Below are 13,104 nucleotides of genomic sequence, written 5' to 3'. Positions count from 1 at the left end.
CCCATGACGACGTTGACTCCTGACACCCCCGTGGCCGCGGTGCCCGGCCAACGACTCGGCGCCGGGCTCCTGCTGGCGCTGACCTCGGCCTCCGCGTTCGGGCTGTCGGGGGCGCTGGCCCGTGGTCTGCTCGACGCGGGCTGGACCGCCGGCGCTGCCGTCACGGCCCGGGTCTCCTTGGCGGCGGTCGTGCTGCTCGTGCCCGCCGTGCTGCTGCTGCGCGGGCGCTGGGGCGTGCTGCTCGGCCACCCGCGCACGCTCGGCACGGTCGCGCTCTACGGCGTCCTGGCCGTCGCCGGCGCGCAGCTCTGCTACTTCTACGCCGTCTCCTACCTGCAGGTGGGGGTCGCGCTGCTCATCGAGTACACGGCGCCCGTCGCCGTCATCGTGTGGATGTGGCTGCGCCACGGCCAGCGTCCCGGCCGCGCGACCGTCCTCGGAGCCGCCGTCGCGGCCGTCGGCCTGGCGCTGGTGCTCGGCGTCGTCGGCGGCGTGAGCCTCAACGTCGTGGGCGTGCTGTGGGGCCTGGGCGCGATGATCGGCTGCGCGGCGTACTTCGTGATCTCCGCCGACGGCGACAACGGCCTGCCCGGCACGGTGCTGGCCGCCGGCGGCCTCACGGTCGGCGCCGTCACCCTCGGCACGGCGGGCCTCGTCGGCGTGCTGCCCATGGCGGCGACCACGGCCGACGTGGTGTACGGCGAGACCGCCGTCCCGTGGTGGCTGCCGGTGCTGGGGCTCGGCCTCGTGACCGCGGCGCTCGCCTACACCACCGGCATCGCGGCCTCGCGCCGCCTCGGCTCCCGTCTCGCCTCGTTCGTCGCGCTGTCCGAGGTGGTGATGGCCCTCGTCTTCGCGTGGCTGCTGCTCGGCGAGCTGCCCGGCCCGCTGCAGCTGGTCGGCGGCCTGCTCATCCTCGTCGGCGTCGTCGTGGTCAAGCTCGGCGAGGCCGGGGTGCAGGAGGTCCGCCTCGGCGAGCCCGAGAGCGCCGAGGTCGCCGAGGCGGGCTGAGCCCCGCCGTACCGGGTCTCTGCGACGAGAACATGTGCTCTACGGCCCAGGCATCGGCCGTAGCGACATGTTTCCCCGCTCAGGCGGGGAATCTCGAGACCCCGCCCGGGCGTCAGGCCTGGGCGTCCTCGTCGGCCGCGAAGCCGGCGACGACGTCGCGCAGGGCGCCCAGCTGGGCGGCGATGGCGTCGCGGCGGCGCGCCATCCGCTCGGCCTCGGACTTGAGGGCGGCGAGCTCGCGCGCCGCCTCGGCGTGGCCGGAGGCCTGGATCGACTCGCTCTGCGTGCGGGCGGAGGCCACGATCTGCTCGGCCTCGCGGCGGGCCCGGCTCAGCAGCGCCTCGGCCTCCCGCTGGGCCTGCTCGCGCTGCGCCGTGCCCTGGGCGATGGCCTCCCGGGCCCGCTCCTCGGCGGCCGCGGCGCGCTCCTCGGCCTCGGTGACGATCTGGTTGGTCTGGGCCATCGCGCTCGCGTGGTGGTCGGCGGCCTCGCGGGCGAGGCGCTCCTTCTCCACGGCGAGCGCCCGGCGGGCCTCCTGCACCTCGCGGTCGGCGCCGGCCCGCAGCTTCTCGGCCTCGCGGGTGGCGCTGCTGCGCAGGTCGTTGGCCTCCTGCTCGGCGGCCAGCCGCAGCTGCGCGGCCTCGCGCTTCGCCGAGGCGACGAGGTCCGAGGCCTCGGAGCGGGCCAGGGTCCGCTCCTGCTCGGCGTCGGCGATGATCCGCGTGCGCTGGTCCTCGAGGTCGCGCAGCTGCACCGCGCGCATGTCCTCGGCCTCGCGCGCGGCGTCCGCGCGGATGGCGCGGGCGTCGCGGTTGGCCTGCTCGAGGATCTCGGACGCCTCCTGGGCGGCCGTCTCGCGCACGTCGCTGGCCTCCTCCTCGGCCAGGCGGAGCATCTCGCTCGCGCGGCCGCCGAGACCGGCGTACGTCGGGTTCTTGAACTCGGCGACCTGCTTGTGCAGGGCGTCGATCTCCGCCTCGAGGTCGGCGATGCGGTGCTCGGCGCCGCTCAGGCCGGCCGCGAGACCCGCCTTCTCGTCGACGAGCTGCTGCAGCGCCCGGTTCACCGCCTCCTGGTCGTAGCCGCCGCGGCGCACGACCGGCAGGGCCGGGATCGCGCCGCGCGACGCGGCGGGGGTGGGGGCGGCGGCGCGCGGGGGCGCCGCGGCGACGCGGGTCGGCGTGCCGGGCCGCGGGGGCACCGGGGCCCGTGCGGGTTCACGTGAGGGACGGACCGCCGGCTGCGCGACGGTGTCGGCGGGGCCGGCCCCGCGGACGGCGGGGATCGCCTGGGTCGACTGGTCGTCGGGGTTGGCGGTGCCGGTCTCCGGCTCCTCGTCGAAGATCGACAGTCCCTTGTCGCTCATGCTGGAGAACTCCTCTGGCCGCGTTTCGACGCGCGGTTCGCGTCGGGGTGCGTCGGTGCTGGGTGGCACGCGCGCATGGTCCAGTGTTGCGGATCGGGGGGACGGATGACAGTCCGGCGCCCGCCCCGGCGTGGCGCCGGAGCGGTGCCCGGCGTACCCGTCCGACGGGCGGGAACGCAGACGCCCGCCCCCGGCGGACCGGGGGCGGGCGTGCGGGGGCTGCCTCAGACGCCGCGGAAGCGGTTGATGGCGTCGAGGTGCTTCTCGCGCAGCTCGGTGTCGCGGACGCCGAGGCCCTCGGTGGGGGCCAGGCACAGGACGCCGACCTTGCCCTGGTGCAAGTTGTGGTGCACGTCGAGCGCGGCCTGGCCGACCTCGTCGAGGGTGTAGGTGCGCGACAGGGTGGGGTGGATCTTGCCCTGCGCGATGAGGCGGTTGGCCTCGAACGCCTCGCGGTAGTTGGCGAAGTGGCTGGACACGATGCGCTTGAGGTTCATCCACAGGTAGCGGTTGTCGTACTCGTGCATGAAGCCGGTGGTCGAGGCGCAGGTGGTGATGGTGCCGCCCTTGCGGGTCACGTAGACGCTCGCGCCGAAGGTCTCGCGGCCCGGGTGCTCGAAGACGATGTCGATGTCCTCGCCGCCGGTGAGCTCGCGGATCCTCTTGCCGAGGCGCTGCCACTCCTTGGGGTTCTGGCGGGTGCCGTCGGAGTTCCAGAACTGCCAGTTCTCCTCGGAGCGGTTGATGACGTGCTCGGCGCCCATGGAGCGCACGATCTTGGCCTTCTCCTCGTTGGAGACCACGCAGATCGGGTTGGCGCCGCCGTTGAGGGCGTACTGGGTCGCGAAGCCGCCGAGGCCGCCGGAGGCGCCCCAGATCAGGACGTTGTCGCCCTGCTTCATCGCGCCGGCGTTCTTGGAGACGAGCTGGCGGTAGGCGGTGGCGTTGACCAGGCCGGGGGAGGCGGCCTCCTCCCAGGTGAGGTGGTCGGGCTTGGCGAGGAGCTGGTTGGACTTCACCAGGGCGATGTGGGCGAGGCCGCCGAAGTTGGTCTCGAAGCCCCAGATGCGCTGCTGGGGGTCCATCATCGTGTCGTCGTGGCCGGCGGGGTCCTCGAGCTCGACGGAGAGGCAGTGGGCCACGACCTCGGCGCCGGGCTGCCACTTGGTGACGCCGGGCCCGGTCTTCAGCACGACGCCGGCGAGGTCGGAGCCGACCACGTGGTAGGGCAGGTCGTGGCGCTTGGTGAGCTCGGAGAGGCGGCCGTAGCGCTCGAGGAACCCGAAGGTGGACACGGGCTCGAAGATCGAGGTCCACACGGTGTTGTAGTTGATCGCCGAGGCCATGACCGCGACGTACGCCTCGCCGGGGCCGAGCTCGGGCAGCGCGACGTCCTCGACGTGGAGCGACTTGCGGGGGTCCTTGTCGCGGGTCGCGATCCCCTCGAACATGTCGACCTCGTCCTTGTGGACCGTGACGGCCCGGTAGGACTCGGGCAGCTCGAGGTGGGCGAAGTCCTCGCTGGTGGTGTCACCGGCTTGGATGGCGTCGAGGATGTTCTGCACGTCGGGCACTCCTGTGGGGTCGAGAGCAGGGCTGGCCGGAAGATACCCATGGGTAACCGGGCGTGGGTCACATAGTGACCGGCGTCTCACCGCGGCACCCGTGGTGGGGGAGCGTGGCAGTGCCGCGCGGCGGGGTCAACCGTCGTCGGCGGCCGAGCGCTGCTCGTAGGCGGCGACGAGCTGCCGCTCGGCGGCCCGCAGGTACGCCGCCAGCCGCGCCGCCGCGTCCTCGCGCCGCCCGGCGCGCAGGTGGCCGGCGATGATCGCGTTCTCCTCGAGGTACGGCGCGTGGAAGCGGCCCGGGTCGCCCATCTGGTGGAAGAACAGCCGCATCTCCGCCAGCAGCAGCTCCATCTGGGCCACGAGGCGCTCGCTGCCCGACAGGGCGACGACCGCGCGGTGGAAGTGCTGGTTCGCGCTCGCCACGGCGGCCCACTCGCCGCGCTCGCCGGCGGTGGTGCCCTCGCGCACGGCGGCGTCGAGGGCGGCGAGGTGGGTGGGGTCGACCGCCGGGCCGTGGAGGAGGGCGGCGGGCTCGATGACGAGGCGGGCGGCGTACACGTCGCGGACGGCGGCCGTGTCGGGGGTGGCGACCAGCACCCCCCGGTGCTCCTCGCGCACCAGGATCCGCTCGGCCACCAGCTGGCTGAGGGCCTCGCGCAGGGTGTTGCGCGAGACGCCCAGGGCGTCGGCGAGCCGCACCTCCGGGAGGCGGGTGCCGGAGCGCAGCGCCCCCTCGACGACCTGCTCGCGCAGGAGGCGCGCCGCCCGGTCGGCGGAGGTGCTCATGACGGTGCGGCGGGCCTGCCGTGCCTCGCCCAGCGAGGCGAGCAGGGGGTCGAGCTCGGAGGCGGCCACGGCCGTGACCCTAGCGGCCGGGGGGTACCGGGGAGCCCTGAGGCGGGTCCGGGGCAACCGCAGGGGGATTGCGGGATTGTTCAACAGTCCTTACGGTGACCGACACCCGCACGTCCGGACCACGAAGGGACCCCGCGATGGGTGACACCCCGCCGCTCAAGGAGGCCGTGAGCTCGGCCGGCCGCCGCTCGGCGCTCCTCGGAGCGATCTTCCTGATGGCCACGAGCGCCATCGGGCCCGGCTTCATCACGCAGACCGCGACCTTCACGGTCCAGCTCGGCGCGGCCTTCGCCTGCGCCATCGTCCTCTCCATCCTCGTCGACGTCGCCGTGCAGCTGAACGTGTGGCGGGTGATCGGCGTCGCCGGTCGCCGCGCCCACGAGCTCGCGGGCGACGTCGCCCCCGGCGCGGGGTGGCTGCTCGCCGGCCTCGTCGTGGTGGGTGGCTTCGTCTTCAACATCGGCAACGTGGCCGGCGCCGGGCTCGGCCTCGACGCCCTGCTCGGACTGGACCCGCGCTGGGGCGGTGCCCTCTCGGCCGTCGTCGCGGCGGGGATCTTCCTCAGCGCCCGCGCCGGGATCGCCCTGGACCGGGTCGTGGTGGCGCTCGGGATCGTCATGATCATCGCGACGACGACGATCGCCGTCACCTCCGGGCCCCCGGTCGGGGAGGCGCTGCGCAACGTCGTGGCGCCGACGGAGTTCGACGTCCTGGCGGTCACCACGATCATCGGCGGCACGGTCGGCGGCTACATCACGTACGCCGGCGCCCACCGCCTGCTCGACTCGGGGACCACCGGGCCGGAGTCGGTGCGCGCCATCTCGCGCAGCTCCGTGGTGGGGATCCTGGTGACGGGCGTGATGCGCGTCGTGCTCTTCCTCGCGATCCTGGGCGTCATCGCCGGGGGCTCCGCGCTCGACGAGGCGAACCCGGCGGCGAGCGCCTTCGAGGCGGCCGCGGGCGAGGCCGGTCTCCGCGTCTTCGGGCTCATCCTGTGGGCGGCGGCCCTCACGTCGGTGATCGGTGCGGCGTACACCTCGATCTCCTTCGTCACCACCTCCGCCACCCCGGCCCGCACGCGCAACCTGCTGACCGTCGGCTTCATCGTGGCCACGACGGCGGTCTACGTGGTCATCGAGCAGACACCCGTGACGCTGCTGGTCTTCGCCGGCGCCTTCAACGGCATGATCCTGCCGATCGGCTTCGGCCTGCTGCTGTGGATCGCCTGGCGGCGCCGCGACCTCCTGCACGGCTACCGCTACCCGCGCTGGCTGCTGGCCGTCGGGGTGCTGGCCTGGCTGCTGACCCTGTTCCTGGCGTGGCGCTCGTTCACGCCGCTGATGGACCTCTGAGGCGGGAGCACGACATGGCGGACACGACCACGGTCGACCTCAACAGCGACGTCGGCGAGTCGTTCGGGCGCTGGGAGCTGGGCGACGACGAGGCCGTGCTGGGGCTGGTGACCAGCGCCAACGTCGCCTGCGGCTTCCACGCGGGGGACCCGACGACCCTGCGCACCACCTGCCGCCTCGCGGTGGCCGGGGGCGTCGCCATCGGCGCACAGGTCGGCTACCGCGACCTGGCGGGCTTCGGCCGCCGCTTCATCGACGTCGAGCCACGGCACCTGGCCGACGACGTGCTCTACCAGGTCGGGGCGCTCGACGCGCTGGCCCGCGTCGATGGGGGCCGCGTCGCCTACGTGAAGCCGCACGGCGCGCTCTACAACACGGTGGTGCACCACGAGGAGCAGGCGCAGGCCGTGGTCGACGCCGTCGTGGCCCTCGACCCGTCGCTCCCGGTGCTCGGGCTGCCGGGCTCGGCCCTGCTGCGCCGTGCCGAGGCCGCGGGGCTGCGCACGGTGAGGGAGGCGTTCGCCGACCGCGCGTACACCCCCGCGGGCACCCTCGTCTCCCGCCGCGAGCCCGGCGCCGTGCTCCACGACCCCGACGAGGTCGCCGCCCGCGTCGTCCGCCTCGTGAGCGAGGGGACCCTCGTGGCGGTGGACGGGGCGAGCGTCGCCGTGGCCGCCGAGTCCGTCTGCGTGCACGGCGACTCGCCCGGCGCGGTCGCGATGGCCCGCGCGGTGCGCGCCGGTCTCGAGGAGGCCGGCGTGCGGCTCGGGGCCTTCGTGTGAGCGCCCGGCTCCTGCCGTACGGCGACCGCGGCGTGCTCGTCGAGGTCGCGGACACCCCGGCCGTGGTGCGGCTCGTCGACGCGCTGGCCGCGGCGGGCGTGAGTGCTGCGGACGGCCCGGTCGGCGAGGTGGTCCCGGCCGCGCGGACCGTGCTGCTGGTCGCGCGCCCCGGCGTACCGCTCGCCGAGGTGCGGGGTGCCGCCGCGCGGACGGCGGACGCGCTCGCGGACGGGCCCGCGGACGGCCCGGGGGAGCCGGGGCCCGGCCCCGACGCCGGCACGGTCGAGATCCCCGTCGTCTACGACGGCCCGGACCTCGACGAGGTCGCCGCGCTCACCGGCCTGACGCCGCAGGAGGTGGTGGCCGCCCACACGGGTCGTCCGTGGCGCGTCGCGTTCGGCGGGTTCGCGCCGGGGTTCGCCTACCTCGTCGGCGGCGACCCCCGGCTCGGCGTCCCGCGGCGCTCGGAGCCCCGCACGAGCGTGCCGGCCGGCGCCGTGGGACTGGCCGGGGAGTTCTCCGGCGTCTACCCGCGCAGCTCGCCCGGCGGCTGGCAGCTGCTGGGCCGCACCGACCTCGTGCTCTGGGACCTCGACCGCGACCCGCCCGCACTGCTGCGACCCGGCGCGGCCGTGCGCTTCACGGAGGCGACGTGAGCGACCCCGAGCGCACCGCGCTGCTGGTCCACCGCGTCGGGGGGCCGGCGTACGTCGAGGACACCGGCCGCCCCGGGCAGGCGGGCATCGGGGTCGGACGCTCCGGCGCCGCCGACCGCGCCGCCCACGCCCTGGGCAACCGCGTGGTCGGCAACGCGCCGACGGCTGCCGCGGTCGAGGTCACCCTCGGCGGTCTCGAGCTGGAGGTCACCGGCCCGGCCGGCGCCGTCGTCTGGCTGTGCCTCACGGGGGCGCCGGCCCCGCTCGTCGTCGCCGGCCGCGAGGTCGGCCCGGGAGCGCTCGTCGCAGCGCGCTCGGGTGACCGCGTCGCGGTCGGTACGCCGACCCGCGGCCTCCGCTCGTACCTCGCGGTGCGCGGCGGGCTCGACGTGCCGGCCGTGCTGGGCTCGCGCAGCCACGACGTGCTCGCCGGCATCGGCCCGGCGCCGCTGCAGCCCGGGACGGTGCTGCCCGTCGGCGAGGAGGTCGCCGGGCAGCCGGTCGTCGACGGGGTGCCGCAGGCCGCCGCGCCGACCGACGACGAGGTGGTGCTGCGGGTCGTCCGCGGCCCCCGCGACGACTGGGTCGCCGACGCCGACGTCCTGGTGTCCGGCGCCTGGCGGGCGTCCTCGCGCACCGACCGCGTCGGCATGCGCCTCGAGCGCGGGGGCACGGCGACCGAGGCGTCGGAGGGGCTGCTGCGACCGGCCGACCCCGACGCCTCGCTGCCCAGCGAGGGCGCGACCCGGGGCGCGCTGCAGGTGCCGCCGTCGGGCGAGCCCGTGCTGTTCCTGGCCGACCACCCCGTGACCGGGGGCTACCCGGTCGTCGGGGTCGTGGTCGACGCCGACGTCGACCGCGCCGCGCAGGTGCGCCCGGGGGAGACCGTGCGCCTGCGCTGGGCCGACATCCCGACCGACCGAGAGACCGGAGGCACGTGATGGACCCGACGGACGTGATGGGCGTGGCGGACGTGGCGGCGGACGGGGTCGCCGACCCGGGGGCGCTGAGCCCCCACGAGGCCCGCCGGCGGTTCCGCGACGGGCTGGTCACCCCGACCGCGGGCTGGAGCCGGGGCTGGGCGCAGGCCAACCTGCTGGTGCTCCCGCGGGAGGAGGCCTACGACTTCCTCGTGTTCGCGCAGCGCAACCCGCGCGCGTGCCCGTTGCTCGAGGTGCTCGAGCCCGGGGCGGTGGCCGGTGCGCTGCTCGACGGCGACGTGCGCACCGACCTGCCGGCGTACCGGGTCTACCGCGACGGCGAGCTGGTCGACGAGCCGACCGACCTGCTGGGCTGGTGGCGCGAGGACCTCGTCGCCTTCCTCATCGGCTGCTCGTTCACGTTCGAGGACGCGCTGCAGGTGGCGGGCATCGAGGTGCGCCACCAGGCCGAGGGCGTCAACGTGCCGATGTACCGCACCACGCGGCGGTGCCGGCCGGCCGGCGCGCTCTCCGGCCCGCTCGTCGTGTCCATGCGTCCCGTGCCCGCGGACCGCGTCGCGGACGCGGTGCGGGTGACCGGGCGCTACCCGGGCGTGCACGGCGCGCCGGTGCACGTCGGCGACCCCGCCGCGCTGGGGATCACCGACCTCGACCGGCCCGACTACGGCGACGCGGTGACGGTGCGCCCGGGCGAGGTGCCGGTGTTCTGGGCCTGCGGGGTGACGCCGCAGGCGGCGGTGGTCGAGTCGCGCCCGAGCCTCGCGCTCACGCACGCGCCCGGCCACATGCTCGTCACCGACGCCCGCGACACCGACCTCCTGCTGACCTGACCCGGCCGGGTCAGGTTGGCCCTCCGAGGCTCAGTGGTGCGCGTCGGCCGCCGGCTGCACCAGCTCGACGAGCACGCCGCCGGCGTCCTTGGGGTGCACGAAGTTGATCCGCGAGTCCGACGTGCCGCGGCGGGGCGCGTCGTACAGCAGGCGCACGCCGCGCTCGCGCAGGATCGCGGAGACCTGCTCGACGTCGACGACGCGGTAGGCGAGCTGCTGCAGGCCGGGGCCGGAGCGGTCGAGGAACTTCGCGATCGTCGACTCGGGCGTCAGCGGGGCGAGCAGCTGGATGAAGGAGCCCGAGTCGCCCACGGCGACCATGGCCTCGCGGACGCCCTGCTCCTCGTTGGTCTCCTGGTGGGCGACCCTCATCCCGAAGGTGCCCTCGTAGAAGGCGATGGCCTCGTCGAGGTCGGCCACGGCGATGCCGACGTGGTCGATGGCGGTGAACAGGTGCGCGGGGATCTCCAGGGGTGCGGACATGGGGCGCATCGTACGTACGGCCCACCGCCCGCCCCGCGGGGAGTGTGACGACGGCGACATCGGGGCCGGTCTGGAAGTGACCCGTCGGTAGCCTTGACCTCCGACCGCTCCGCGCGGCACGTTCTCTCACGCAGCGAACCCCAACTTGGAGGCATGTCCCATGACCACTTCCGTCATCGTCGCCGGTGCCCGCACCCCGATCGGTCGCCTGCTCGGCGGCCTCAAGTCGCTGACCGGCGCGGACCTGGGCGGTGTCGCCATCAAGGGCGCGCTCGAGCGGGCCGGTGTCTCGGGCGAGCAGGTCGAGTACGTGATCATGGGCCAGGTGATCCAGGCCGGTGCCGGCCAGATCGCGGCCCGCCAGGCTGCCGTCAAGGGCGGCATCCCGATGGACGTGCCCGCGCTGACCATCAACAAGGTCTGCCTCTCGGGCATCAACGCCATCGCGCTGGCCGACCAGCTCATCCGCGCCGGCGAGCACGAGATCGTCGTGGCCGGCGGCATGGAGTCGATGACCCAGGCGCCGCACCTGCTGCCGAAGTCGCGCGAGGGCTTCAAGTACGGCGACACCCCGCTCGTGGACTCGATGGCGTACGACGCGCTCTACGACCAGTTCACCCACCAGCCGATGGGCGGGCTGACCGAGGACCGCAACAGCGCCGCGGAGCAGCTGACGCGCGAGGAGCAGGACGCGTTCGCGGCCCGCAGCCACCAGCTCGCGGCCACCGCGCAGAAGAACGGCGTGTTCGACGACGAGATCGTGCCCGTGGAGATCCCGCAGCGGAAGGGCGACCCGGTCGTCGTCTCCACCGACGAGGGCGTGCGTGCGGACACCACCCCCGAGAGCCTGGCCAAGCTGCGCCCGGCCTTCAGCAAGGACGGCACGGTCACGGCCGGCTCGGCCTCGCAGATCTCCGACGGCGCCGCCGCCGTCGTGGTGATGAGCAAGGCCAAGGCCGAGGAGCTGGGCCTGAGCTGGATCGCCGAGATCGGCGCGTCGGGCCAGGTCGCCGGCCCCGACTCGACCCTGCAGGAGCAGCCCGCCAACGCGATCCTCAAGGCGGTGGAGAAGGAGGGCATCTCGGTCTCCGACATCGACCTCTTCGAGATGAACGAGGCCTTCGCCGCCGTCGGCATCGCCAGCGCCCGCAAGCTCGGCGTCTCCGAGGACAAGGTGAACGTCAACGGCGGCGCGATCGCGCTGGGCCACCCGGTCGGCATGTCGGGCGCCCGCATCGTGCTGCACCTCGCGCTGGAGCTCAAGCGCCGCGGTGGCGGCACCGGCGCCGCCGCCCTGTGCGGCGGCGGTGGGCAGGGCGACGCCCTGATCATCCGCGTCCCCGCGTGAGCGAGGCGCCCCCGCGCACCGCCGCGTCCCCGGTCGGGGGCCGGCGCCGCACGGCGTCGGTCCCCGACCTGGTCGAGGCGGCGCGCGGGGGTGACCCGCGCGCCGTCGGCCGGCTGGTCTCGCTCGTGGAGGACGCCGGCGGGGCGCCGCCCACGGACGGCGAGGACACCCGGGCCGCCCGCCTGCGCGAGGCGATGGCGCTGCTGGCGCCGCACACCGGCCGCGCCCACGTCGTCGGCGTGACGGGCTCGCCCGGCGTCGGCAAGTCGACCTCCACGAACGCGCTCGTCACAGAGCTGCGCGCCCGCGGGCGCCGCGTCGGCGTGCTGGCGGTCGACCCGTCCTCGCCGTTCTCGGGCGGGGCGCTGCTGGGGGACCGCATCCGCATGGGCGACCACGCGACGGACACGGGCGTCTACATCCGCTCGATGGCCTCCCGCGGCCACCTCGGCGGGCTGTCGTGGAGCACGCCGCAGGCCCTGCGGGTGCTCGACGCGGCCGGCTTCGACGTGGTGCTGGTCGAGACCGTCGGCGTCGGGCAGAGCGAGGTCGAGGTCGCCGGCCTCGCCGACACCACCGTCGTGCTCCTGGCGCCCGGGATGGGGGACGGCATCCAGGCGGCCAAGGCCGGCATCCTCGAGGTCGGGGACCTGTACGTCGTCAACAAGGCCGACCGCGGGGGCGCCGACCAGGTGCGCCGCGAGCTGCGCGGCATGCTCAACCTCGCCGACCGCCCCGCCGACGCGTGGCGTCCGCCCATCCTCGCCACCACCGCCCAGAGCGGCGACGGCGTGCCCGAGGTCGTCGACCGGCTCGAGGAGCACCGCGACTGGCTCGCCACGACGGGTCAGCTCGCCGTGCGCCGCCGTCGGCGGGCCCGGGAGGAGGTGGAGGCCATCGCGCTGACCCACCTGCGCCGTACCTGGGCGGGGATCGCCGGCCGCGGCTCGGGCTCCGGGGGTGCGGACCTCGACGTCCTCGCCGACGACGTCGTGGCGGGCCGGCGCGACCCGTACGGCGCCGCGGACGCCCTGCTGGCCGCGACCGACCCGGTGGGCTCCGCGGACGGGGTCGGCGCGACGGCTGCCGACGCGTGAACCGCCCGCCCGGGCGCGCCTGCGCCGAACGGGGCGGGGCTCTTGGTAGAAACATGCCGGTCTGTGTCCGGGAACGACGTCCAAGGCTTGGAGGAACGACGTGAGCGCGAAGAAGGTGGTGCTGCTCCTCGTCGTCGTGTTCCTCGGCTTCTGGATGTTCACCGACCCCAGCGGCCTGGCGGCCACGGCCCGCGACGGCGGCGGTGAGGCGTGGGACCTGCTCGTGTCGTTCTTCCGCGCGGTCATCCGCTTCGTCGGCGAGCTCTCCTGAGCCCGGCGTGAGGTCGACGTGGGCCTGATCGCCGCGGTCACCGACCCGGACATCGCCCGGCACCTGCTGCGCGACGAGGGCGAGGTCATCGTCGACGAGGTGCGCCACCACTGGGTGTCGTTCGTGGTGCCCGTGCTGGTCTGCCTCCTCGCCGTCGCGCTGCTCGCGAGCGTGCCGTTCCTCCCGCTCGACTGGGGCTGGTTCCCCATCCTGCTGGCCGGGGTCGTCGCGGCCTGGGGCGTCTACAAGGTGCTGGTCGTGCACATGGACCGCTTCGTCGTCACCAACATGCGCGTCTACCGGGTGCACGGCGTGTTCTCCCAGCAGCTCGCCACCGTCCCGCTGACGCGGATCCTCGACATCACCGTCAAGAAGCCGCTGGTCGGGCGCGTGCTCGGCTACGGCCACTTCGTCTTCGAGTCCGCCGCCCAGGCCCAGGGCCTGCGCGAGATCCGGTACGTCGGACGCCCCGACCAGCGCGACCTGTCCATCCAACGCGTCGTCCAGCGCTCGGGCGTGCGCGGTCGACCCCAGGTCAACTGAC

14 protein-coding genes are annotated in these 13,104 nt (G+C 74.9%); 10 read left to right on the top strand and 4 right to left on the bottom strand.

Going from position 1 to position 13,104, the window contains the following annotated elements; translation table 11 throughout:
- The first annotated feature begins 3 nt into the window (after positions 1-3).
- Positions 4-1,011, top strand: coding sequence for an EamA family transporter (locus tag ACOACO_RS14810; RefSeq protein ID WP_420297033.1), 1,008 nt, complete (start codon positions 4-6; stop codon positions 1,009-1,011).
- Between the two features lie 112 nt (positions 1,012-1,123).
- Here ACOACO_RS14810 and ACOACO_RS14805 read toward each other — a convergent pair whose 3' ends face one another.
- From ACOACO_RS14805 to ACOACO_RS14795, 3 genes are all read right to left on the bottom strand, one after another.
- Complete coding sequence (locus ACOACO_RS14805) at positions 1,124-2,377, bottom strand: hypothetical protein (protein WP_420297032.1); 1,254 nt, start codon at positions 2,375-2,377, stop codon at positions 1,124-1,126.
- A 224-nt stretch (positions 2,378-2,601) separates the two neighbouring features.
- Positions 2,602-3,942 carry a crotonyl-CoA carboxylase/reductase gene (gene ccrA, locus ACOACO_RS14800; RefSeq protein WP_420297031.1) on the bottom strand — a complete coding sequence of 447 codons (1,341 nt, stop codon included), beginning with the start codon at positions 3,940-3,942 and terminating at the stop codon, positions 2,602-2,604.
- Between the two features lie 135 nt (positions 3,943-4,077).
- Positions 4,078-4,800 (bottom strand): GntR family transcriptional regulator, encoded by a 723-nt coding sequence (locus tag ACOACO_RS14795; protein ID WP_420297030.1) that lies wholly within the window; start codon positions 4,798-4,800, stop codon positions 4,078-4,080.
- A 137-nt stretch (positions 4,801-4,937) separates the two neighbouring features.
- On the opposite strand from ACOACO_RS14795, the gene ACOACO_RS14790 reads away from it, so the two are divergent.
- From ACOACO_RS14790 to ACOACO_RS14770, 5 genes are read left to right on the top strand one after another with little or no spacing between them, the layout of a single operon-like run.
- Positions 4,938-6,152, top strand: a complete 1,215-nt coding sequence (locus ACOACO_RS14790) for an NRAMP family divalent metal transporter (RefSeq protein WP_420297029.1) — start codon at positions 4,938-4,940, stop codon at positions 6,150-6,152.
- A 14-nt stretch (positions 6,153-6,166) separates the two neighbouring features.
- On the top strand, positions 6,167-6,934 hold the full coding sequence (locus ACOACO_RS14785; RefSeq protein ID WP_420297028.1) for a LamB/YcsF family protein: 768 nt from the start codon (positions 6,167-6,169) through the stop codon (positions 6,932-6,934).
- Positions 6,931-7,590: a 5-oxoprolinase subunit B family protein gene (locus ACOACO_RS14780; protein ID WP_420297027.1), complete on the top strand. Its 660-nt coding sequence runs from the start codon at positions 6,931-6,933 to the stop codon at positions 7,588-7,590. The genes ACOACO_RS14785 and ACOACO_RS14780 overlap by 4 nt, the downstream gene beginning before the upstream one ends.
- The gene (locus ACOACO_RS14775; protein ID WP_420297026.1) at positions 7,587-8,531 is read left to right on the top strand and encodes a biotin-dependent carboxyltransferase family protein; all 945 of its coding nucleotides are present in this window, start codon (positions 7,587-7,589) and stop codon (positions 8,529-8,531) included. Before ACOACO_RS14780 ends, ACOACO_RS14775 begins: the two co-directional genes overlap by 4 nt.
- The gene (locus ACOACO_RS14770) at positions 8,531-9,361 is read left to right on the top strand and encodes a putative hydro-lyase (protein WP_420297025.1); all 831 of its coding nucleotides are present in this window, start codon (positions 8,531-8,533) and stop codon (positions 9,359-9,361) included. Before ACOACO_RS14775 ends, ACOACO_RS14770 begins: the two co-directional genes overlap by 1 nt.
- A 30-nt stretch (positions 9,362-9,391) precedes the next feature.
- Here the strand turns inward: ACOACO_RS14770 and mce are convergent, their stop codons facing one another.
- Positions 9,392-9,844, bottom strand: coding sequence for a methylmalonyl-CoA epimerase (mce, locus tag ACOACO_RS14765; protein WP_277501468.1), 453 nt, complete (start codon positions 9,842-9,844; stop codon positions 9,392-9,394).
- A 160-nt stretch (positions 9,845-10,004) separates the two neighbouring features.
- Between mce and ACOACO_RS14760 the strand changes: the two genes are divergently transcribed.
- The 4 genes from ACOACO_RS14760 (at position 10,005) to ACOACO_RS14745 (ending at position 13,103) form a co-directional block, all read left to right on the top strand.
- Complete coding sequence (locus ACOACO_RS14760; protein WP_420297024.1) at positions 10,005-11,192, top strand: acetyl-CoA C-acetyltransferase; 1,188 nt, start codon at positions 10,005-10,007, stop codon at positions 11,190-11,192.
- Complete coding sequence (gene meaB / locus ACOACO_RS14755) at positions 11,189-12,289, top strand: methylmalonyl Co-A mutase-associated GTPase MeaB (protein WP_420297023.1); 1,101 nt, start codon at positions 11,189-11,191, stop codon at positions 12,287-12,289. The genes ACOACO_RS14760 and meaB overlap by 4 nt, the downstream gene beginning before the upstream one ends.
- Before the next feature lie 100 nt (positions 12,290-12,389).
- On the top strand, positions 12,390-12,560 hold the full coding sequence (locus ACOACO_RS14750) for a hypothetical protein (protein ID WP_277501465.1): 171 nt from the start codon (positions 12,390-12,392) through the stop codon (positions 12,558-12,560).
- An 18-nt stretch (positions 12,561-12,578) separates the two neighbouring features.
- A complete protein-coding gene (locus ACOACO_RS14745; protein ID WP_420297022.1) occupies positions 12,579-13,103 on the top strand; it encodes a PH domain-containing protein in 525 nt (174 codons plus the stop codon).
- The last annotated feature ends 1 nt before the right edge of the window (position 13,104 follow it).

The organism is Nocardioides sp. CPCC 205120 (assembly GCF_048654585.1).
GTDB lineage: Bacteria > Actinomycetota > Actinomycetes > Propionibacteriales > Nocardioidaceae > Nocardioides.
This window is presented reverse-complemented; position numbering and strand designations above follow the sequence as displayed.

What these genes read in the sequence shown, in the direction of transcription:
- ACOACO_RS14770 (WP_420297025.1), top strand. Translation starts at nt 8,531, where the DNA reads ATGGACCCGACGGACGTGATGGGCGTGGCGGACGTGGCGGCGGACGGG.
- ACOACO_RS14805 (WP_420297032.1), bottom strand. Translation starts at nt 2,377, where the DNA reads ATGAGCGACAAGGGACTGTCGATCTTCGACGAGGAGCCGGAGACCGGC.
- ACOACO_RS14785 (WP_420297028.1), top strand. Translation starts at nt 6,167, where the DNA reads ATGGCGGACACGACCACGGTCGACCTCAACAGCGACGTCGGCGAGTCG.
- ACOACO_RS14760 (WP_420297024.1), top strand. Translation starts at nt 10,005, where the DNA reads ATGACCACTTCCGTCATCGTCGCCGGTGCCCGCACCCCGATCGGTCGC.
- mce (WP_277501468.1), bottom strand. Translation starts at nt 9,844, where the DNA reads ATGTCCGCACCCCTGGAGATCCCCGCGCACCTGTTCACCGCCATCGAC.
- ACOACO_RS14790 (WP_420297029.1), top strand. Translation starts at nt 4,938, where the DNA reads ATGGGTGACACCCCGCCGCTCAAGGAGGCCGTGAGCTCGGCCGGCCGC.
- ACOACO_RS14810 (WP_420297033.1), top strand. Translation starts at nt 4, where the DNA reads ATGACGACGTTGACTCCTGACACCCCCGTGGCCGCGGTGCCCGGCCAA.